Raw genomic sequence first — 20,351 nt, 5'->3', positions numbered from 1 at the left:
GCTTCAGGCTGGGACCAGCCAATCATGCTTGCTGCGGAGAACGGCAACACTGAGCCCAAAATGACCGATGCTGCGCTCTCTATGAACGTCCGCTTTGAGACGGGCTCTGATCTTGTCGCATTGATGCTTCTTCGAGACGTGATTTAAGACGGTCAACAACATTTTGCGCTGTCGCAATATCATCTGGCGACAGACCTTCCGAGAGTTCATTCACCCATGGGACTTGCTTCGCAATCGCAGCTTCGTACAACTCCTGCCCCTTTGGAGTCATGACAACCAAGTGCGCCCGCTTGTGGTGTGGGTTCGACTGAAACTCCACTATGCCTTCTTTGCTTAATTCATTGATGATCCTTTGTACGCCCTGCCGGTGAACGCCCATCATCCGAGCATGCCAGGCAACGGATTCCGGTCGATCAGAATATGCGATGGCACCAAGAATCTGCCATCGAGCACTTGTAAGACCGAGTTCTGACACGAGGCGATCACCGGCAAGCTGCAATCGACCGTTTAGCCGAAACACATCCAGTATCAACGCTGTCACGGCTTCTCCTTCTTCGGTTCTTCGCGCATCCGGCATGTCGATTCCTCATTTGATTTGACAACGTGTTGTCATTATGTTTGATGTTTCCCAAATATGACAACATGGCACCAAAACGAAGCTACTTTCAAGGAGTACCGAAATGGTAAGTTTCAAACCACTCGACCCTGAGTTTCCCATTGAGCGGCAATTGGGCATCGACGCTGGACCCGTCGTTCTCGTCAATCTCTTCACAGTCGATCCCGATGAACAAGACGCCTTGGTTGAAGCCTGGAAGAGCGATGCCCAATGGATGCAAAAGCAGCCAGGTTACATCAGCACCCAACTGCACAAAGCTGTTGGTGACGGCAGCATGTATATGAACTACGCGATCTGGGAGTCTGTTGCGAACTTCCGCGCGGCGTTTTCAAACCCCGAGTTTCAGCAGCAGCTCAGCCATTATCCCTCAAGCGCTGTGACCGCCCCCCATCTGTTTGAGAAGGTTGCGGTGCCGAATTGCTGCACGGCCTGACGAAATCCTTTCCAAATGCCAATTTGAGTGAGCCGCTATGAAAACAAAGATTCACGCTATTGCAGGGGGCATCGGCTTTGTGATGATCCTGCTCTTCTGGACATCAACGGCCACCAGCGAGCTCTTTGCGAGCCATGAAACAGTCGCAACCGTCAAGGCATTGATCTTGAAAGGCATGTTCATCCTCATCCCGGCAATGGCCATCGCTGGCGGGTCGGGCATGGCAATGGGCCGGAAACGCAAGGATGCACTTACGAAGGCCAAGAAAAGCCGCATGCCTGTCATTGCGCTGAACGGCTTGTTCATCCTCGTACCTGCCGCTTGGTTTCTGGCTGGAAAAGCCGCCGCTGGTGAATTTGACAGCACCTTTTACACGGTTCAGGTAATTGAGTTGATCGCCGGGGCTGCCAACCTCACTATGATGGGACTGAACATTCGCGACGGCTTGCGAATGACCGGTAGAATTCGGAGGCCTCGCTGAAAATGTGGTTCCAATCCATACATTGGCCAATTTGCCGACATTCGAGCAAACGCAGCGAATTGGCGCTCTGTCCTGCATAGCAGGCATTCAACGAATTATGTTCAATGTCTGCTCTGAGCCCAAACCTACCAGGTTGCTGCAGCACAGCGAAAGGCTGCTTTCGTTGCGATCCTAAGCCATGCCGAGTTCGCCTCTGCATTTTGGCGCGTTGAGAAAGCGCTTAAAGCGCACCCTTGCTCAGCGACTTCTGCAATTCTCAAAACCGTGCTCTGTTAGCTACGCCCTATGACCAAATCGGCGGCTTTTTCCCCTACCATTATTGTTGGGGCATTCGGGTGTCCCGTATTCATTCGCGGCATGACCGAGGCGTCTGCAATGCTGAGGCCTTCGAGACCGTGCACCTTCAGATCAGGGGCAACGACCGCTCCGTCGTCCTGTCCCATGCGGCAACTGCCAACCGGATGCCACGAGGTCGATGAAACCTCACGGATGTCAGATATGAGGTCGGCGTCACTTTCACGCTTCGGACCCGGAGATATCTCCCTTACCCCAAGTTCCTTGAACGCGGGTTGCGACACAATCCGCCGCGCCTCTCGGATACAACCCAGCATGAGGTCTATGTCAGCCGGGTCGCTGAGGTATCCCGGGTCGATCATTGGCCTGTCCAAAGGATTGTCCGAGACGATGGCAACCCGGCCCGTGCTTTTGGGCCTAAGTGGAAAGCCTGAAATAGTAAAACCGTGTCTGTCTGGTGGACGCATCTCAGGCGCTCCGAGACTGATGTAGTAGGGAATCATAAGGAGTTCGATGTCAGGGGCCTCCGCCCCCGGATTTGACCGCAAAAAGGCGCCGGATTCAAAATGGTTCGTGGTCAGCGGCCCGCGCCCCTGTTCGAATTGGCTTTGGGCTTCGGCCAAATCCTCGGCAGAGCGCCCAAAGAACGTGAGCGGTTTGTCGATCTCCCATCTGCTGCGGTAATGCAGGTGGTCTTGCAGGTTTTCTCCCACGCCAGACAGGTCGTGGCGGACTTGCACGCCTGCGGCTTCCAGGACACTAGCAGGGCCAATGCCCGAGACTTGGAGAATATGTGGAGATCCTACTGACCCAGCCGAGAGGACAGTTTCCTGAGCTGTTGCGATATGCACCTCGCCATTACAGAGATAGCTAATCCCCGAAACTCGATGGCGGTCCATGTTGAGGCGCAGAACCGTTGCTCCGGTCACGACTTCAAGGTTCGGCCGGTCCAAGGCAGGTTTAAGGTATGTCCGCGCCGTGCTCCCGCGCTGATTTTCGAACAAGGTCGCAGGAAAATAACCGCAGCCTTCAATATCCTCACCGTTCAAGTCCTCGTTAAACGGTATGCCCGCTTGCTGGCTGGCTACTAGAAAGACTTCGGTTAAAGGGGATCGCTCGGTCTGTTGGCTGACGGTCAAAGGGCCCTCGTCGCCATGCAAATCGGATTGGCCGGGCGCTTGCCAGTTCTCTGCTCTACGGAAATAGGGGAGAACATCCTGCCAGCCCCAACCCGTAGCTCCCAGCTGTTGCCATGTGTCGTAGTCCGAGGGGTGACCCCGCAGGTAGATCATGTAATTGATCGACCCAGTCCCACCGATGCATCGACCACGCGGGTAGTTGATTTGACGCCGTGAAAGGTGCTCTTGCGGCCCGGTGCGAAACCCCCAGTCGAACCGAGTGTTAGGCAGGGTACCAAAAGTCGCGGGCGTCGAAATGCGAGGATCGTCGTCGTTTCCACCAGCCTCGAGCAAAAGCACCCGACGGTTCGAATCTTCGCTCAGGCGGTTTGCCAACACGCATCCTGCACTGCCGGCCCCTACTATTATCACATCGAACAAATTATTTGGATTGAGCATTGCGTTCCCCCCAAATCGATCCAAGCACCAATAGGCCGCCCTAGTCCATAGTTAACCCGCGAAGCTTTGGGTGTGTTTTTTATGAAAGCAGCCGTTGGGATTTATGCGAGCAAAGGTAGCTTTGTCCTGCGAAGCAGACATTGAACAGAGTTGCGACGAATGACCATTCTGCGGACATCCGCAATATTACTCCAAAGAACCGCAGTCAGCCCGAAGCGGACCTTCGCAACCAAGCTTTGCTAACTCCGAAATACACAACGAAACGGCCAGTTGCAGAGGTTGTATCGGCGGTGGCAACCAACCATTCATGTCGTCGACTAACCTGTTCAACGTCGCACTACAACTTCTCCGAACTGATCCCACGAGGACCTAATCTTCGAAGCGTTCATTTGGCTCGACCACATTTACTTGCTTCGGAACTTGGTCGGTGTCATTCCGGTCTGACCTCGGAAAAAGCGAGTGAAATGGGACTTGTCAGAATAGCCGAGCATCAGTCCGATCTCTGCAATTGTCATCTGGTTTTGTTTGAGGTGCTCCTTGGCGACATCGATACGCAGCCGTTTGATTTCGCGCGGTAACGTTGTGCCTTGTTGATGAAGCGCTTTCAGGAACCGTTCCGGCTGTATTCCCAGCAACTCGGCCGCCATCTCCGGCCCCAAATCGGGTTCATCCAGTTTGCCGCGCAACACAGAGCGCAAAGCAGCCACCACAGTTACTTCTTCATCTTGTCGCGGTGAGGCCATCGGCTTGGCAGAGCCGTCAGAGACATGGTGCAAAAACAACCATTCCACAGGAAAACTAATTTGCATTCCGGGATCGGTTCCAAGGCCAACCTCGATCCCTTTGTAGTCGATAGGCAGCCCATTGATGTATCTGCTTTCCCATCGCACACGGGAAGAGTCCCAGGACTCTCCGACGACGGTCTGCAATAGGCGTACATAGATTGCGGCACCAAAACCGGTCACCTGAATGGGTGGGACGGTTGGTTCCTGTTGCCTCTCGATACGATAAGTCGCTTTGTCTGCTTCAATGACAAGGCTGTGCCGCACAGAATTGGACTCCTGCGGCACGAGCTCAACAAAGCGGGTAAAAAACTCGAACAGCGTTTTTGTAGATTGCAAGGCTTGAGCGAAGGGCGGCCACTCTTGCAGGTCAAACGCTTCCCCTACATTCAGTCCTAGGTATCGATCCCCTGATACTTCTGAGAAAGCATTTACCAAGCCGTAAACCAACTCGGAGTGAACGAACACGGATGGGTTAGTCATCAGTTCAGCTTTCAAGCCGACCTGATCCAATGCTGGTTGCGGATTGATCTTACGTTCGGTGAGATATTGCAGAAAGGGAGCGGCTAAAGAGAGGCGAACAAAGCCCTCGCTATGCTCTCGGGAGGTGGAGTTGAAAGGCAAGCTCATAACCCTTGTTGGATTAGCTTTAAGAAGTGGCCATTTTTGCAGTCACATTCGTACATCTTAATTCAAAAGGGGCAACCGAGCCAATGAATTCCAGACTATAGTTGGCAAAACATGAATATGAAGGGAGTACTTATGTCCGGCTTACGAATGTCTCTTTGCTCGACGGCAATTGTCGCGGCAGTTCTTTCTTTTTCGGCGACCGCGCAGGCTCAGGATCAAGAAGAACCCCAAACGCTGTTTACCAACGTGCATGTCTTCGACGGTGTGAATGAGCAACGCATTGAAAATGCCAGTGTTCTGGTCGAGGGCAATCTGATCAAGTCCGTCTCAACCGATGCCATTGATGCGCCGAGCGCGACGGTTATCGACGGCGGTGGGCGCACTCTGACACCGGGCTTTATAGAGAATCACGCGCACCTGATGCTCATGGGGCCATCGATTGCCGAGATGGAAACCAACTCGACCTGGGAGGATTTCGCCATCCACGGGACCCGGATGGCCGAAATGTACCTGATGCAGGGCTTCACGACCGTTCGCGATGCCGGGGGCGCTGGGGGCGGGCTGCGGCGCGCAATTGACGCCGGCCAGATCGTCGGCCCCCGCTTTTATCCTTCCGGGGCATTTCTCGGAACACGTGGTGGTCACGCCGATTTCGCATCCTTCACATCTCCGCCGGGTGGGGTGACCAACTTTGGGACTCTGAATATGGCCCAACAGGTCAACGGTGTTGACGAAATTTACATGTATGGCCGCAACAACCTGCGCATGGGTGCCACGCAATTGAAGTTCATGCAATCAGGTGGGGTGATTTCGGCATTCGATCCATGGCAGTTGCTCGCCGGTTCGAAAGAAGAGATCGAGGCCGCTGTTCAGGTTGCCAACGAGTACGGCACCTATGTCATGGCACATTCCTACCGCAAAGAAGCGATCATCAATGCCCTGAATGCAGGGGTCAGAACCATTGAACACGGATTTCACTTTGACTGCGAGATTTCTGCTTTGATGAAAGAAAAAGGAGCGTACATCACGACGAACATCACAGCATTTGATCCAGGCCTACTTGATGTTCCTTCCGTGAAAAACAACCCCAACAGTTTGAGGAAGGCCAAATCGGCCTCGGCGACCTTCGAAGCCTACATTCCAAGTATGAAGGAATGCCCGGCGCCGCGCGGTTTCCAAACCGATTGCGTCGGCTCGGTCGAAGCGTGCAACATCCAGATCGCCTACGAGAAACATCTGAATAACCATTTCTTCGGCCCCTATGCGTCGATGGTAACCCTAACTTCGGTAGGTGGCGAGATCGCGGCACTTAGCGGTGATTTCATGAACCCCTATCCGGAAGGCAAACTGGGTGTGATCGAAGAAGGCGCCTATGCCGACATCCTGCTGATAGACGGCAACCCCCTCGAAGACTTCTCTGTCGTTGGAACAGGCGATCAGTGGTTCGGTGCGGACCCGAGGCCGGACAGCCCGGAAACAATCCGCCTGATCATGAAGGACGGTGTGATCTACAAAAACACACTGGATTGACCAGATAAAGCAGCCGGAGAGCATTCATGCGAAATTGGTTTTGCTCCGCAGTATTCGCAGGGTTGGTTTTGTGCGGTTATGATGCTGCGGCGACGCCTGGAACCGCGTTGGACTGGGCAGATCTGCCAGATCCGTCTGCGCAGGTCTTTGATGACCCCTATCGTGAACTCAGCCCCGAACAGTTCGACGATGTTCTTTTCGTTGTGCGTATACGCGGCAGGTTGCAGCAGGAGGTTGGCAGCGCCGAAGAACGGCAGAAATGGCAATTGCTTTTAGCAGAGACCGAAGACGCCTTGGTGTCAGACGGAATTGACGTCGACTGGTTACTCGATCAGCGCGAGGTTGTGACTGAACGTCGAAGAAAGGCTGGAACGAGCGGAAACCCGCAATTCGACGGCAGAACAATCACACTCGCGGGCTTTGCCATTCCTGCTCCAAGCGATCCGGACGGCCGGCCTGTGGCGTATTTGGTGCCAGAAAGAGGGATGTGCAGCCACATGCCTCCACCTCCGCCTAACCAGATGATCCGTGTGCGGTTGAACGGGGACTGGGCGCCTAGCTATTTCCACGAACCCGTTCGGCTGACAGGCACGCTGACTATCGATCCTTCCGTTCATAATATGATGGTTGTGGATGGCCTCATGCCTATGAATGCGACTTTCCAGCTAGAGGCGGAACGTGTCGAAACTCTGGAAACCGAGGCAGACAGGTTGGAATGGAAGCAGCGTGCTGCTGATCGCATCCGCGCGGCAGGAAATCGCAAGACCGGTGGGGCACAGGCGTCAAAATGATAAGACTTCTGGTTGCCGCATTGAGCATTGCATTTGCTGGCGCAGCGTCGGCTCAGGGACTATCCGGGCCATCTTCAGTCGAAGCCGATCTTGCGCCCGGAGACGGGCTCACCGATCCGCAATATCGTTCCGATTTTCCACGCAACATCGCACCGGGTTGGTTTCAGTGGAAAGACCGACTGGCTGAGGGTGGTTTTCGGTTCAACATTGACTACCTGGCATTGGGCCAAACCACGGATGCTGATCTGGGAACCGGCGAAGCAGCCAGCGGAATTGCGCGGTTCTACGGCAGTTGGCAGGCAACTGAACGGGGGTCTCTGACATTCAAGATCGAAGACAGGCACAGTTATACTGACGTTGCTCCGCAATTTCTCGGGCTGGATGGCGGAGCCCTTTCAATCACGGGAACAGCCTTCAATGACAACGGTTTGCTTCTGACCAATTTGTTCTGGACCCAAAGGGCTGAGAATGGGTCGTGGGCGCTGCAAGTCGGCCAGATTGATGTAACGGACTTTGTGGATATCTACGGGTTGGTAAGCCCCTACAGTGGTTTTCAAAACCTGTCTTTCAATACCAACCCGACAATCAACACGCCCAACCAAGGCCTTGGTATTGCCGGTGGGGTAAAGCTGAGCGAGAACCTCTACGCCGTTGCCAGCGTATCAGACGCAAACGCCGACCCGTCCGATCCAAACTTTGATGTGTTTAGCGACGGCAATCTCTTCAAGTCGCTCGAACTTGGGTACACGTCCGGCTTTGATCGCATCTACTTCGACAATATCCATCTGACCCTCTGGCATGCAGATGCGGCTGACGATGGCAGTCGAGCAGAAGATTACGGCGCAGCGTTTTCCGCCGCATGGTTTGTTGACAATAAATGGATGCCGTTCTTCCGTGCAGGGGCCTCGAAGGGAACCGCAGCGCTTTATGAACGGTCGATTTCTGCCGGTCTCGGTTACTATGGTCGCAACACCGATTTGGCCGGTCTGGGCCTAAACTGGGCCGAAGCAAGAGGCATAGATGGCGATCAGTTCACGCTTGAAGCTTTCTACCGCTTTTCAATCTCACCCGGACTGCAGATCACGCCATCGGTACAATTCATTTCCGACCCGCTTCTAAATCCCGATCAGGACCGGATTACCCTGTTCGGTCTAAGAACCCGGATCGTTTTCTAATGCGGGGTGAAGGCAGTCACTAAGGGGTGTGCCAAAGGGCAACTAAGAGAGATCAAGCGCGTGCCGGAATTTTCAACGCCGGTCGAATGAAGTTGGGAAGCAAAGGAACAATCTATGAAGATTGCATACGGAATTCTTGCAGCCTTAGCAGTTGTGTTTTTCATCCTTGGAGGCAGCGATGCCCATGCCAAAGACAACAAGGGTAAAAAGCCGAACAAGGGGGGCAAGAACGGTGATGTCAGCATTCAGATAGAAGACAAACCCGGCAAAGGCCCAAAAGCTGTACCACCTGGACAGATCAAGCGCTACACGCGCGGTGCCAAGCTCCCATCTGACCTGGAGTTCGAGGATATTGGGGACCTTTCCAAATGGAAGCTTGGGGAGCCGGGCAAAGGAAACCGCTACATTCTGGTCGATGACGAAGTCCTCGAAGTTACGAATGACCTGTCTACCGTGGTCGATGCCGTCGGCATCGTCGGTGATCTTCTAAATTAGGCGAAAGTACGATGTTTCAGGGCAAGAACTACCTCGTTTGCCCTGACGCTGGCCGGGGCGATCATTTGTGAACCCCGGCCCAAGTTCAAAACCCGGATCCGAGGCGCTACGATGATAAAGGCCCTTCTTGTTCTTTTTGCGCTTGCTACCTTTTCGTCAGCACGCGCCCTACTCGCTCAGGAAAACGGTGCAACTGAAGTCCCGCAAACAATACGCTTTGAGGGCTATGTATAGCCCAGTCGCGAAGCAGAACTGTCGCCTTTGGTGGACAATGTGGTCAACCGGACTTTGCAAAGTCTGCTTTCTGCGCATTGCTGTCATTGGAGTTTCGTGCAGCATCAGTAAGTTTGGGCTCAATCCCGCCGTTTTCCGCATTCTGCCCGAACGGCGGGTGTAGAGTCTTCGAATGCCCGCTTTGGATGAAAGTCACGGCAACTCTGCGGGCCGAATGGGCAGAAGACTTGTGGGGTGGTTCGCGACAAGCGGTGATGGGTGGTGCGCTCAACCATAAGGCGGTTCACATAACACCCCTACTGCGATGTTCGTACTGTGTTATCGTGGCGCAGAACATCCGGTGGTCGCAAAGCATGCCATGTGACAGTCCGTCCACTATTGTCGCAATGCGCAATAGAGTGTGATCTCGTGGCACTGCGCCCAATGACGGATTTCAGAAACCAGATCTAAACCCGGCGCAATTCTGAGACGACTCGGGTTTCTTGGAGCGAGAGCATTAATCGGGATGCGGCGTCGAACGTAGATTTTTTGACGTTTTTGCACTTTTGATTTCGCCGGCCCAAAATGTGTTGCCGGTGATACGACTATTACTTTGGAGATATACGAATTTGCAAAGACACCGCAGGCACTGGCGACATTCAACATTGTCTTGAACGCTCAATGACACCCTACTTTCGGTTGCAATAGGATCTGTTTCCATATGGCTGTTTCGTCGTAAAGGGTCCACTCACGACGAAGCTTTGGTTTTCCTGTAACCAATTCACCGTATTCGGCGTGGGTTGCGCCCAGGACGAAAACCTCGGCACCTGTCGGCTCACCAAATGCGCCATATCCTTCGTGTATTCCGTGAAGCGTCCAGCGAACGGCGGCACGAGGTGGCATCGCGGGATCATCACGACCAATTATATGGTGTATCTTGAATTCAGCCGTTGGGAAGCTGGCCCGCAATCCCATCCAAAATTGATCTGCACCGTCAAAGCTAACAGCTGCTGCCCCACCTGGATACTCCAACTGCGCGGCACGTTCATATTCTTCGGGGATTGCTTCGAATTCGGCGTGCATCAAACGTTCAAGCAAGTTCGCCAATCGCGTGCCCCAGATATTGCTATTGCCTGTCCCGGAATACGGACCACTGATATCATTCGCTGGAGAGTAGGGCTGGACGCATTTGCTCGGTCCGCCTTCTCGTTCAATCAAACCGCGTGCGTATTCTTTCGGGTTCAGACCCAATTGTCGCACAATTGCGCCTTGATCGCGAATAAGCCATTCGTCGTTGATCTGGTTGTTGATGACGTGGCAATCGGCGATGATCCTGTATTGAAGTTGTTTGTCCGTGGGTGCGCCGTAAACGCCGGGATGCGTATGCGTCGCCGTCGACAAAAGCCTGTGAGATGACAGCATTCCGTCTTCTGGCGTACCACACCAAATCACATCTTCGCCCAGCAACTTGCGGTCTGGAAACTCTGAAAGCGTCGCCATAGTCGCTGCGATCACGTCCTTGTTGCCTACAACAACCGACGCGGGCGAGCGAACGACAATATCTGGGGCGTAATAGTCGTGCAGTTTGGCGATGCGGCGGTCTTCCCACAGTTCTTTCGTGATGCTGATGATATAGTCGGGCAAATCGACAAACTTTGGGTCAAAACCGTTCATGTCTAATGTCCTTGGTATGACGGCATCAAGCGTCTCCAATCGGGAAGGATAGTCGACCCGGAACGCGCACCTTGTTGAATTCACGCAATCGCGCAAAAACGTCCACGCCGAGTTGTTGATAGGCATCCAGAAGGTCAACCATGACCCAGTTTTCCCGAATCTTATTGTTTTCCAGGCGCCAGAAATCCAATGATTTCATGGTGATGCGTTTACCCGTGGGTGCAATACCCATCCACCCATCGTTGGTCACGGTTTGGATCATATTCGGCCACCCGGTCACGGCTGCATAGTTGCCGTCACCGAAGAAGTGATAGGTTATTTCATCTACGTATCGGCCGCGATCCGGCATCCCATTCAGAAATGGGATCTGATGCCAATTGCGGAAACCAGCGATGCCTCGGCCTGTGCCAATTCCGGCCGGGCCGTACCAGTTGACGCGTTCGCTCCAGAAACGCGGCATTTCCATCTTTTCGGGGCCGCCCTGACTCGGGTGTTTTTTCATATGCTTCAGCATTGTAACGATGTGGTCGCAGGATGCGTTCGCCTTCACTTCGTCCCACGGTCCGGGTATGATGCCGTCGTTTGTGGCGGGGCCCGGTATGCAAAACTCTAGCCCCAATGACGGCGCCATCGGCCAAGCCTGGGCTTGCATCATCACTTCCGGAATGTCCCAAAGGGTTTGAATTTCGACAACTTTGTCGTTCACAATCCGATAGAACTCGTGAAAACGCATATGTGTCAGGTGCCCGGTTGGCGGAATGTCCAACCACGGCCCTACAAAGGTGCCAACGTAGTGGCCGCCGCATCCGACCCAATCATCCCCCCGCTCGGTCCGGCCTGCCATTACAATCCAATCTCGACGCTCAAGGTCGGGCATTGCTTCGAAAAGTGGCACATAGCAGGCGTCGAAAAAGTCCGTCGGGCCGCAAAAATCACCAAACGGGTGCGGCATGTGTATGACCGCATCTGCCGTAAAGATATCGGCAATGGCCGAGCGAACGTTACTTAGATCAAAATTGACCATCGCATTTCGAAGAGGCTCCAAGATCGCCTTGTTTCGCGTGTGTATGTCTGAGACGGGACTAGCGTCGTTCATAGTATTAGCCTTTGACTGCTCCAGCGGTCAGACCGCTTACGATTTGGCGCTGGAAGAATAGGATCAGGACGAACAGCGGTGCTGTTGCGGATACCACGGCGGCAACCGCATACATTACCTTGCCTTCGACTTGAGTGGTCCCCATGAAGCTGTTGATTGCGGGGATTATCGTCTCGTTCTCTTCGCTGAGAAGCATCACGGCGACGGTGAAATCATTATACGCCAGCAGAAAGCTGAACAAACCGGTGGTGATTACACCAGGCCACATTACGGGAACAATCACGTGTCTGAAGGCCTGAAAACGTGTACAACCGTCGACCATGGCACTCTCGTCCATGTCTTTAGGGATGTTCTTGAAAAACGAATGCAGCATCCAAAGGGTAAAGGGTTGATTTATTGCCACCAACACTATGATTGTGGTCGGCAATATGCCCCAGACATTCCACTCGAAGAACCACAACAGATAACCCGAAACCAATGTTATATGTGGCATGGCACGAAACACGAGTGCGGCCATGAGAATCCAAAATGCATACCGAAAACCCGAGCGCGCCAGCGCATAGCCTCCAAGCGTGCCGAACGTCAGAGAAATGACGACTGTAAAGAACACGACAATGCTGGTGTTCTTAAAGTTGAACCAAAAATCTTCCGTCACCCACGCGCCGTAATAGCCTTGTCCAGTGAATGTGCTGCCGGTTTGTTCGAGTGTGTTGGTCCCTCGCACGGCGTTCATCCAATCCGCTTTGGACAGGAAATCGGCTTGCACCTTGAAACTTCCCCAGAAGGTCCAAAGGAAGGGGAACGCTGCGATAAGCAGCCATAACCCTACCATCGTGAAGGAGAACAGTTTCAGTGGGGTCATGCGTGTTTCTGCTTTTCTCGCCATGATCTTGTCCTCAGTGAGATTTGCGCGTGAAATCGCGCCAAGTGCGAACGAGTACCGGCATCATCAGGATGACAACCAAGAAGATTGTGATCAAAGACGTTGCCCCGGCCGAACCGTAGAGTGGGTTGCCGCTTTCGCGCAGGTCGTTAAAGATAATCCAGCTCAGTGACCGGGCGTGGGCCTCGGCAGAGAAACTCACGATCGGTTCAAACACCCGCAAATTGTCCATGATTAGCATCAGTGTCACGAAGGTCACGAGTGGCATCAGATGTGGCACTACGACGTAGACCAAGCGTTGCCACTTCGAGGCTCCGTCGATCTGCGCGGCCTCCATTGTGTCCGCGGGAACCGTTTGTAGCCCGGCATAAAATGTGATGAAGCTGAAAGGCAAAGTGTGCCAGACACCATATACCATAAGCATGAACCACATGAGACCGGTGGAAGCTTTCAAGCTGAGGTTCGGGTCATTAAAGATGTTTTGAATGGTTGCGCCGATGACACCGTCGCCATCCACCATCCAGAACAGGATCAGCGAGCCGACCAGCGGTGTGACAAGGAAGGGCAAGAGTGAGACAAAGATCGCTGCGCCCTTGAGCTTGCGCGGCAGGGTGTTCACACCCACCGCTACGGCCATACCGAGGATCAGGACCATCGGCGTTACTATGAGCGTGTATGCAAGGGTAAAGGTGAGAGCATTATAAAATGGCAGGTCACCCAGCTCTCGCCAGAACGCGCCCATTGTCTCGGTGTTTGCCCAAGCCTCGCCAATTTCGGCAAAGGCCAGGTGCGAGCGGTTTGTATAGGTACCCAATCCATTGAACTTGCCTAAAGGTGCTTCATCACGAAGTTTCTGTGTCGCCTCAAGATCGACCGAGGTGGACTCCTTGCATCCAAATGGTCCACAACTTTCCGAAACAACCAGAACTTGTTCGTGTTGAACGAAAAGCGATTGGATAAAGACAGAAACAATTGGCAGAGCGATGAACAAAATCATTGCTGAAAGAGTTGGCAGGATGAACCAGAAGAATGTGCGATGCTTCATGTCAAATGTCCCCGTCGGTGGGTGTTAGGTTGAGAGGGGCTTACAAGTACCCCCCTCGCGCGCTCGATCAGGGGAGTTACTGAAGGAAGCCCGCTTCTTTCGCCGCTGTCCTGTATGCTGCCTCAACATCGGCAAGCGCCTTCTCGGCGCTTTCGTCACCTTTTAGGAAGTCCGACAGCTCGGAACCCAATGCAGCGTGCAGCAATCCGATCTGAGGAAGCATCGGGTACGGTTGCGCCCCGCCTTGAACAGTTGCCGCAACACCAGCTGCCGCTGGGCCAGGCGTAAATCCTTCGAGCAACCAAACAGCGTCGTCGTTGTTGGCCGCGACCATTTCCGGCGTCAACGCGCTTGCCAGTGCAGCGAATGTCGCTTCTGCTTCAGCGTCAGATACATTCGTGGAGATTGTGAAGCCATCCCACCATAGTGTTGCTCCGGGGATGCCACCCGGTTCAACTGAGGGCGCAGCGGATAGAACTGTATTCGATGTAACTTCCGCGCTTGACCCTTCATCGTCGAGGATTGGCGCTCCACGAGACCCCCACATGATACCAAGTGCGGCCTCGCCAGCTTCCCAAAGTCCCTGCGTTTCGTTCGAGGCTTGCGTAAGATGGTCTGGATGCGCGTATTCCACCATCGCTTTCAGTGTTTCCAAGGCAGCAATACCAGCTTCGCTGTTGACAGTTGGTTCGGCGGTGCCGGGTTTGAAGAACTCACCACCGTGCGCAAGAAAGACCAGATTAAAGGACTCGCCTACATTCCAGCCGGTCTTCAGGTTCATGACGATGGGATATTCCATGATTCCGGCATCCCGGATCGCCTTTGCAGCTTCAATCACCTCGTCATAGGTGCTCGGAGCGCTGTCGATCCCCACTTGCGCCAGAATGTCGGAGCGTGAGAACAGGTGCTGCGCATTAGCCATGAAAGCAATGGCCATGACATTGCCGTCAATGGCGATCTTTAGATTGTCGGGAATATTCTGACCGTGGCTTTCGATTAGATCGTTCAGCGGACGGACCAGTCCATCATTCATCAATTGTGTCAGTGTTGAATTAGCTACAATTACGCTGGTGTATTCGGCAGGATCCGGAGTGAGCGCTGCGTTCATGATCTGTCGGGCTTCGGTCGTATGATTGCGCGAAAACTCTGAGGCTGCTTCAGCGCAATTTCCTTCTGCGGTGCCCGCCACAGCGTGAATGGCGGGAAAATCACTCGCAAGTATACGGATGGACTGATCAGACGGGCCGCAATCTGCCGCGTAAGCAGTCGTCCCCATTAGTCCTGCCATTGCTCCAGCAACGAATAGTTTTTTGATGAGCATGTGTTTTCTCCCTTTGATGTTGGGCGCATCTTGTAACTTTGCACCCGGTTTCTCGGCTGTTTCGGAATGTGCTATGTGTCAGCTTCCGATGCGTGCTCCAGATTTCTGATCAAACAGATGGAAGTGTTCAGGGGCGACGTTGATCGAAACAATTTCACCGATCTCGGCGCGGTAAGATTTGTCTGCTTTTACCGAGACAAGCGCGCCGCCGATGCGAACCGAAACCATGGTCGCGTCACCCAGGAGTTCCATCGTGTAGATTGGAGCGTTGATCTGGCCGCCGATTTCGACGACGTTGGCGTCCTCGGCCCGGAAGCCAAGGGTGACCTTGCCATCTGGTGCACTCAATCCCGGCACGTCGACATGTTGTGCGCGGAAAGTTCCACCTGACATATCGCCATCCATCAGGTTCATTGCAGGGTTGCCGATAAAGCTGGCGACGAAAGCGTTGGCGGGGCTGTCGTAGATCTCAACAGGTGTACCCACTTGCTGCACAACACCCTGTTTCATGATCACAACCCGATCCGCCAAGGTCATCGCCTCAATCTGGTCGTGGGTTACATAAATGGTGGTCACCGCCAGTTCGTGGCTCAGGTTTTTGATCTGCGCCCGCGTCGAAACCCGAAGCTTCGCATCCAGATTCGAAAGCGGTTCGTCCATCAGGAAAACGTTTGGTTCACGTACAATTGCCCGAGCCAACGCCACACGCTGCCGCTGTCCGCCCGATAGTTCAGCAGGCTTCCGATGTAGGAAGTCATCCAACTCAACCATCGCGCTGGCTCGCCGCACCTTTTCGTCATGGATATTTGGATCGACGCCGCGCACTTTCAGCGGAAAGCGAATGTTCTCATAAACGTTCATGTTCGGGTAAAGCGCGTAACTCTGGAACACCATTGCCACATCGCGATCCTTTGGTTCCATTTCATTAACCCGCAGGCCGTCGATCAAAATGTCGCCTTCGCTGGCGTCTTCGAGCCCTGCAATCATCCGCATGGTTGTGGTTTTGCCGCAGCCCGAAGGGCCCAGAAGGACTAAGAACTCCTTGTCCGCAATCGTAAGGTCGAAATTGTCCACCCCAATGAAGCTGCCCCAACGCTTGCCAATGTTGCGAAGTTGGATTTCCGCCATCTATCCCTCCCGGAATCGCCTTGCATACGATTCAGATAAGGCTAGACGGTCAGCCACTTTCAGAATAATGAATTCATTCTATGAGTGATATAAATCAAATTGATCTCAGACTTGTCGACACCACCATACTCCTGGTGTTTCTCGGGGCCATGCGCCACAGGCAGGCCACAGCCGTCGCGCGCGAGATGGGGCTGACCCAACCTGCCGTCAGCCATGCCTTAAAGCGTCTTCGAAAACTCTATGATGACCCGCTGTTTCTAAGGCGCGCGCATGGGCTAGAACCAACTGCTTTAGCGCACGAATTGGAACCGAAAGTTCGCAGAATTGTTCGACTCATTTCACAAACATTAGAAGGTGCCGATGAATTCGAACCGAGTTCTACTTCCACCGACTTGAAGATAGGTGCATTTGACTACGAGCTTACCGGGGTAATTCCGCCGCTGGTTGCGAAGCTGCGCAAGGTGAGTCCGGGCATCAATATCCACGCATTTTCATTATTCAACGACGAAGCTCTTGAGGCCCTGACGCAGGGGCGCATTGATCTCGCGATAGGATATTTCGACTTTCCGGCAAAAAGTGAAAATCACTTTGTTTCAGAAGAGCTCTTTTCAGAAGATTACGTGCTGGTAGGTCGCAAGGGTCATCCTCTTTTGGAGGAAGATTTGACATTTGAACGAATAGCCAGGGCGAACCACCTGCTCATTTCACCGCATGGTCCTACTAGAAACTTGGTCGACCAAGCTCTGCAACTTCAAGGGTTTAGAAGAAACATTCAGACGATTGTGCCTTCACTTTTTTCCGCTCTTTCGATTGTGGAAAGCTCCGACCTTGTGATGACATTGCCTAAGCGGGCCGCAAATAACAACATTCGGAGGTTCGATATATCCCACCGACCCCTACCGATCGCAGGGGGAATATTCAAACTCCATGCAGTTCGTCATATTCGAGACGCCAATAGTCCTCTACACATCTGGCTAATCAATCAACTGATAGAAGTTGTTTCCGATTAGGCCGTGTTCACAAAAGGGGCTCACATCTACTTTCCGACATGAAACAAGCTGGTATCTGTGATGGAGGTCAACTTGACGCAAGACATAATAGTGTTCGAAGAATGATCGTTCTCAACATGGCCTGGCTCGTTGGTCGATGAAGACTCAGGCGTATCGCAAATCTGCGGCACTAATAGATATGTCGCTGTGCCTAGCTAGTGCCGCAAATTTATCTCGCCTGACCGAAATTAGCTTCTGATACGACCAAAGCGCGAACATCGTTGGATCGATGTCACCGTCTCGGTCTCCGGCCATTTCTGAATACTCGCTCCAATATTCAGAAAGCAGGTCTGGAGGATAGTAAATTGGTTTTGGGTTCTCAACGTACCTGACTATCAGGTTCTGGACGAGTTCATCGTTCTCCCTAAGCGAAACGATGAGGAACCTGTCTTTCAAAGCAGAAAATGTGGGATCACCGGCCGCAAACAATTCGCAGAACGACCCGCTTGAATCAGCCAGAACTGGCTGATCGGATTCCAGGCTAAGAAGGTCTTCGACTGCGGTAAGTTCAGCCTGCCTATGAAAGTTCTGCCGTTTCACATATTCGTTGAATTCAATCCCGCCTCTGTCTGGGTCTCCAGGCATCCCCAAATAGGAAGTCAATGGCGCAAGCGTGTCTTTGCACAATTCGTCGTCCAAGTTGAGAATGCCCAGTTCCTGCAGCCTGGAAAGCATAGCTCCCTTGCTGACCTCGGCATTGAATGCGTCAAGTATCTGCTTGCGCAAATACTGCCCTTGGATTTGGGCGTCTATCGACACATAGCGCCACGCCCCGGATTGGTTCAAAAAGCTCGAAAGGAGCGTCTTTCCAATTCCCGACATCCCGATCAGAAGGATGTCACGCGGTTCACTCAGAAGAGATAGAACTTCCGGGGTTACACACGTCAGCTTCATGGTGTTGCGAATATTCCATCAATCACACTTTGCACCGCTTCAACCGTCGGATCGACGGTTGCGAACTCTTCTTCGCGGGCTAACAAGTCTTCCAGCCGCGCCGGAGTTTCTGGGAGTGTTCCAAGCGCTTCTTCAACTGCCGTCGGGAATTTTGCCGGATGGGCTGTTTCAGCGACAACAATGGGTCCGTTAAGCGTTGCCCTCAGCTGATCCGCCGCGAAGTAGCCGGTTGCCGAATGTGGGCAAATGATCTTGCCGAACTGCTTATGGATCTGGCGCATGGTGTTTAAGGCATCGTGTTTGCCGCACTTTAACGCGTCGAAGTCTTTGGTCAGTCGGGAACGTTCGGATTGCGAAAGTTCGTAAATAGACTTCTCAGCGAGCTGCTTTTGCATGTCGCGCGTTGCGTTCCCGTCGCGTCCTTTCAGGATCCACAGCATACGCTCAAAGTTGCTGGAAACCTGAATATCCATGCTTGGCGAGATCGTCGGTATTGTCTCTGCCTTCGACATCATACCGGTCTCGAACAGCCGGGGGAGGGCATCATTTTCGTTCGATGTGACGATCAACTTCCCAATGGGAGCGCCCATTTGCTTCGCGATATAGCCCGCAAAGACATTTCCAAAATTCCCGCTGGGGACAGCAAAGTTCACGGGTTGGCCGCAATCGTTGTGGATTTTGACCGAAGCGTAAATGTAGTAGGACGTCTGAAGGAGGATCCGGGCCAGGTTGATCGAATTCACAGCCGTATAGCTATATTCTTTGGCAACTTCGCTTTGATACAGGTTTTTGACTAGGCTTTGGCAGTCATCAAAGTCGCCTCGAACGGAAATTGCCTGAACGTTTGCGGCTCCCAGGCAGGTCATCTGTTTGCGTTGAACATCAGAGACGCGGCCCTCCGGAAACAGAATTACTGCATTGGCTCGCGAACGTCCCGCAAAGGCATTTGCGGTGGCTGCGCCAGTATCTCCCGACGTTGCGCAGAGTACGGTCGCGCGCTTGTCAGTGATTGTGAGTTCCCGATCGATCGCTTCCGCCAAAGGGGCGAGGGCGTAATCCTTGAAAGCGAGCGTGGGGCCATGGAAAAGCTCCATGCTCCACATCTGGTCATCCAGGCGAGACAGAGGTGGGCCATCATTGCGTTCGAAACCGGCCAGCGCTTTTCTTATGCCTGCGGTGAAGTCGCACTGTTGCCACTCAGCTCCGCCAAACAGTGCCAGAACATCCGATGCAATCTGGTCGTAGGCCCGCCCGCTCAGCGTGGCCAATTCGCTGGATGTAAGTTCGGGCCAGGCCTCAGGCACGTAAAGACCGCCATCTTCGGCAGTTCCACGGCTTAGCAACTCTCGGAGAGATCGAGCGGGTGCGTTCCCGCGAGTACTTGAGTAGAGCATGGCATTTTCCAAGATTTCTAATATTGTGGATTTAGCAAGACCTCTATCGTTCGTAAACAAAAATCTAATATAGTGGAATTACGGAATGAACACACCTTTACCTACACCTGAAATCGGGAAAATTATGAAGGAAGCCAGGAAATCGCTGGGCCTGACCCTTGAGCGACTCTCTGAGCGTACAGGGGTGTCCCGATCGATGCTATCCGCCATTGAGAGGGGTGCCACCAACCCGACCTTTTCCATAGTCTGGGCCCTTTCTCAGGCACTTGGCGTTGACCTTAGCTTGCTTGAGGGCACGCCTGGTGGCGAGGATCCAATCGAGCATCTTCATCACTATTCCACGCCGATGCAGCGAAGTGCGGACGGTAAATGCGAGATTTATATGCTGAGCCCGCGACGCACTGTTCTTCCCGTAGAGTGGCACAGGCTTCTAATGAAGGTCGGAGCAGAGCTTGATTCAAAGCCCCATGCGCCTGGAACCTTCGAGCACCTGACCTGCCTGTCCGGCTCACTGTCGGTAACGGTCGCTGGACGAACTGTTCGGGCTGAGGCGGGCGATACATTGCGATACCGCAGTGACTGCAATCATCGCATTAACAACGAGGCGGATGGAGAAACGGAGGCCATCCTTCTTGTGGCTCAGCCGACTCAATATCAGGAACCTACAGCGTCAGTCTGAGAGGGCCTATAAAACCTATTGACTGAAATATGGTATTTATCCAATATACCGTATCTCGTGCGGCATATTGGAAAATTAAAAATGAAACAGCGACTGGTACCTCCAAGTAATAGCGGACTTTTCCGTTCGCGGGCCCACGCAGGATTGAGCGACGAATCGCGGTCAGGTTTC

19 protein-coding genes are annotated in these 20,351 nt (G+C 53.2%); 8 read left to right on the top strand and 11 right to left on the bottom strand.

Features of this window, described 5'->3' with window-relative positions:
- Positions 1–79: 79 nt before the first annotated feature.
- Complete coding sequence (locus ACR0JG_RS14455) at positions 80–577, bottom strand: MarR family winged helix-turn-helix transcriptional regulator (RefSeq protein WP_480570632.1); 498 nt, start codon at positions 575–577, stop codon at positions 80–82.
- Positions 578–680: 103 nt separating this feature from the next.
- On the opposite strand from ACR0JG_RS14455, the gene ACR0JG_RS14450 reads away from it, so the two are divergent.
- Complete coding sequence (locus tag ACR0JG_RS14450; protein WP_010442726.1) at positions 681–1,049, top strand: antibiotic biosynthesis monooxygenase family protein; 369 nt, start codon at positions 681–683, stop codon at positions 1,047–1,049.
- Between the two features lie 37 nt (positions 1,050–1,086).
- On the top strand, positions 1,087–1,530 hold the full coding sequence (locus tag ACR0JG_RS14445) for a hypothetical protein (protein WP_010442727.1): 444 nt from the start codon (positions 1,087–1,089) through the stop codon (positions 1,528–1,530).
- A 272-nt stretch (positions 1,531–1,802) separates the two neighbouring features.
- Here ACR0JG_RS14445 and ACR0JG_RS14440 read toward each other — a convergent pair whose 3' ends face one another.
- Positions 1,803–3,401: a GMC family oxidoreductase N-terminal domain-containing protein gene (locus tag ACR0JG_RS14440; RefSeq protein WP_170565535.1), complete on the bottom strand. Its 1,599-nt coding sequence runs from the start codon at positions 3,399–3,401 to the stop codon at positions 1,803–1,805.
- A 404-nt stretch (positions 3,402–3,805) separates the two neighbouring features.
- The gene (locus ACR0JG_RS14435) at positions 3,806–4,813 is read right to left on the bottom strand and encodes an AraC family transcriptional regulator (protein WP_170567763.1); all 1,008 of its coding nucleotides are present in this window, start codon (positions 4,811–4,813) and stop codon (positions 3,806–3,808) included.
- Between the two features lie 132 nt (positions 4,814–4,945).
- On the opposite strand from ACR0JG_RS14435, the gene ACR0JG_RS14430 reads away from it, so the two are divergent.
- The 4 genes from ACR0JG_RS14430 to ACR0JG_RS14415 all read left to right on the top strand — a co-directional run bounded on the left by ACR0JG_RS14430 (position 4,946) and on the right by ACR0JG_RS14415 (position 8,804).
- Complete coding sequence (locus tag ACR0JG_RS14430) at positions 4,946–6,343, top strand: amidohydrolase family protein (protein ID WP_170337131.1); 1,398 nt, start codon at positions 4,946–4,948, stop codon at positions 6,341–6,343.
- 26 nt (positions 6,344–6,369) lie between these two features.
- Positions 6,370–7,134: a DUF3299 domain-containing protein gene (locus ACR0JG_RS14425; RefSeq protein ID WP_170337125.1), complete on the top strand. Its 765-nt coding sequence runs from the start codon at positions 6,370–6,372 to the stop codon at positions 7,132–7,134.
- Positions 7,131–8,309 carry a carbohydrate porin gene (locus ACR0JG_RS14420; RefSeq protein WP_170337128.1) on the top strand — a complete coding sequence of 393 codons (1,179 nt, stop codon included), beginning with the start codon at positions 7,131–7,133 and terminating at the stop codon, positions 8,307–8,309. The genes ACR0JG_RS14425 and ACR0JG_RS14420 overlap by 4 nt, the downstream gene beginning before the upstream one ends.
- 114 nt (positions 8,310–8,423) lie before the next feature.
- Positions 8,424–8,804, top strand: coding sequence for a hypothetical protein (locus ACR0JG_RS14415; protein ID WP_170337130.1), 381 nt, complete (start codon positions 8,424–8,426; stop codon positions 8,802–8,804).
- Positions 8,805–9,695: 891 nt separating this feature from the next.
- Here ACR0JG_RS14415 and ACR0JG_RS14410 read toward each other — a convergent pair.
- The 6 genes from ACR0JG_RS14410 to ACR0JG_RS14385 all read right to left on the bottom strand — a co-directional run bounded on the left by ACR0JG_RS14410 (position 9,696) and on the right by ACR0JG_RS14385 (position 16,164).
- Positions 9,696–10,691: a nuclear transport factor 2 family protein gene (locus ACR0JG_RS14410; RefSeq protein WP_170512638.1), complete on the bottom strand. Its 996-nt coding sequence runs from the start codon at positions 10,689–10,691 to the stop codon at positions 9,696–9,698.
- 25 nt (positions 10,692–10,716) lie between these two features.
- Positions 10,717–11,715 (bottom strand): ester cyclase, encoded by a 999-nt coding sequence (locus ACR0JG_RS14405; protein WP_170567774.1) that lies wholly within the window; start codon positions 11,713–11,715, stop codon positions 10,717–10,719.
- Positions 11,716–11,791: 76 nt separating this feature from the next.
- Positions 11,792–12,673, bottom strand: a complete 882-nt coding sequence (locus ACR0JG_RS14400) for a carbohydrate ABC transporter permease (RefSeq protein ID WP_010442720.1) — start codon at positions 12,671–12,673, stop codon at positions 11,792–11,794.
- Between the two features lie 10 nt (positions 12,674–12,683).
- Positions 12,684–13,715, bottom strand: coding sequence for a carbohydrate ABC transporter permease (locus ACR0JG_RS14395; protein ID WP_170567761.1), 1,032 nt, complete (start codon positions 13,713–13,715; stop codon positions 12,684–12,686).
- A 76-nt stretch (positions 13,716–13,791) separates the two neighbouring features.
- Positions 13,792–15,036 (bottom strand): ABC transporter substrate-binding protein, encoded by a 1,245-nt coding sequence (locus ACR0JG_RS14390; protein ID WP_029622133.1) that lies wholly within the window; start codon positions 15,034–15,036, stop codon positions 13,792–13,794.
- A 78-nt stretch (positions 15,037–15,114) separates the two neighbouring features.
- Positions 15,115–16,164: an ABC transporter ATP-binding protein gene (locus ACR0JG_RS14385; RefSeq protein ID WP_170567760.1), complete on the bottom strand. Its 1,050-nt coding sequence runs from the start codon at positions 16,162–16,164 to the stop codon at positions 15,115–15,117.
- 80 nt (positions 16,165–16,244) lie between these two features.
- On the opposite strand from ACR0JG_RS14385, the gene ACR0JG_RS14380 reads away from it, so the two are divergent.
- On the top strand, positions 16,245–17,174 hold the full coding sequence (locus ACR0JG_RS14380) for a LysR family transcriptional regulator (RefSeq protein WP_170567758.1): 930 nt from the start codon (positions 16,245–16,247) through the stop codon (positions 17,172–17,174).
- Between the two features lie 144 nt (positions 17,175–17,318).
- On the opposite strand, the gene ACR0JG_RS14375 is transcribed toward ACR0JG_RS14380, so the two are convergent.
- Together ACR0JG_RS14375 and thrC are read right to left on the bottom strand one after the other, a co-directional pair.
- Positions 17,319–18,107: a hypothetical protein gene (locus tag ACR0JG_RS14375; protein ID WP_170733134.1), complete on the bottom strand. Its 789-nt coding sequence runs from the start codon at positions 18,105–18,107 to the stop codon at positions 17,319–17,321.
- Entirely contained in the window at positions 18,104–19,501 is a 1,398-nt protein-coding gene (gene thrC / locus ACR0JG_RS14370) for a threonine synthase (protein WP_170567754.1), read from the bottom strand. The genes ACR0JG_RS14375 and thrC overlap by 4 nt, the downstream gene beginning before the upstream one ends.
- 85 nt (positions 19,502–19,586) lie before the next feature.
- On the opposite strand from thrC, the gene ACR0JG_RS14365 reads away from it, so the two are divergent.
- Entirely contained in the window at positions 19,587–20,180 is a 594-nt protein-coding gene (locus ACR0JG_RS14365) for a helix-turn-helix domain-containing protein (RefSeq protein WP_083829029.1), read from the top strand.
- Positions 20,181–20,351: the final 171 nt, after the last annotated feature.

Source organism: Ruegeria sp. AD5 (assembly GCF_056542345.1).
Note: the sequence above shows the minus strand (reverse complement) of the source record. Positions and strands in the feature narration are given on the sequence as shown.

Excerpts from the sequence above, each read along its gene's own strand:
- ACR0JG_RS14455 (WP_480570632.1), bottom strand. The coding sequence starts at position 577 with ATGCCGGATGCGCGAAGAACCGAAGAAGGAGAAGCCGTGACAGCGTTG.
- ACR0JG_RS14450 (WP_010442726.1), top strand. The coding sequence starts at position 681 with ATGGTAAGTTTCAAACCACTCGACCCTGAGTTTCCCATTGAGCGGCAA.
- ACR0JG_RS14445 (WP_010442727.1), top strand. The coding sequence starts at position 1,087 with ATGAAAACAAAGATTCACGCTATTGCAGGGGGCATCGGCTTTGTGATG.
- ACR0JG_RS14440 (WP_170565535.1), bottom strand. The coding sequence starts at position 3,401 with ATGCTCAATCCAAATAATTTGTTCGATGTGATAATAGTAGGGGCCGGC.
- ACR0JG_RS14435 (WP_170567763.1), bottom strand. The coding sequence starts at position 4,813 with ATGAGCTTGCCTTTCAACTCCACCTCCCGAGAGCATAGCGAGGGCTTT.
- ACR0JG_RS14430 (WP_170337131.1), top strand. The coding sequence starts at position 4,946 with ATGTCCGGCTTACGAATGTCTCTTTGCTCGACGGCAATTGTCGCGGCA.
- ACR0JG_RS14425 (WP_170337125.1), top strand. The coding sequence starts at position 6,370 with ATGCGAAATTGGTTTTGCTCCGCAGTATTCGCAGGGTTGGTTTTGTGC.
- ACR0JG_RS14420 (WP_170337128.1), top strand. The coding sequence starts at position 7,131 with ATGATAAGACTTCTGGTTGCCGCATTGAGCATTGCATTTGCTGGCGCA.
- ACR0JG_RS14415 (WP_170337130.1), top strand. The coding sequence starts at position 8,424 with ATGAAGATTGCATACGGAATTCTTGCAGCCTTAGCAGTTGTGTTTTTC.
- ACR0JG_RS14410 (WP_170512638.1), bottom strand. The coding sequence starts at position 10,691 with ATGAACGGTTTTGACCCAAAGTTTGTCGATTTGCCCGACTATATCATC.
- ACR0JG_RS14405 (WP_170567774.1), bottom strand. The coding sequence starts at position 11,715 with ATGGTCAATTTTGATCTAAGTAACGTTCGCTCGGCCATTGCCGATATC.
- ACR0JG_RS14400 (WP_010442720.1), bottom strand. The coding sequence starts at position 12,673 with ATGGCGAGAAAAGCAGAAACACGCATGACCCCACTGAAACTGTTCTCC.
- ACR0JG_RS14395 (WP_170567761.1), bottom strand. The coding sequence starts at position 13,715 with ATGAAGCATCGCACATTCTTCTGGTTCATCCTGCCAACTCTTTCAGCA.
- ACR0JG_RS14390 (WP_029622133.1), bottom strand. The coding sequence starts at position 15,036 with ATGCTCATCAAAAAACTATTCGTTGCTGGAGCAATGGCAGGACTAATG.
- ACR0JG_RS14385 (WP_170567760.1), bottom strand. The coding sequence starts at position 16,164 with ATGGCGGAAATCCAACTTCGCAACATTGGCAAGCGTTGGGGCAGCTTC.
- ACR0JG_RS14380 (WP_170567758.1), top strand. The coding sequence starts at position 16,245 with ATGAGTGATATAAATCAAATTGATCTCAGACTTGTCGACACCACCATA.
- ACR0JG_RS14375 (WP_170733134.1), bottom strand. The coding sequence starts at position 18,107 with ATGAAGCTGACGTGTGTAACCCCGGAAGTTCTATCTCTTCTGAGTGAA.
- thrC (WP_170567754.1), bottom strand. The coding sequence starts at position 19,501 with ATGCTCTACTCAAGTACTCGCGGGAACGCACCCGCTCGATCTCTCCGA.
- ACR0JG_RS14365 (WP_083829029.1), top strand. The coding sequence starts at position 19,587 with ATGAACACACCTTTACCTACACCTGAAATCGGGAAAATTATGAAGGAA.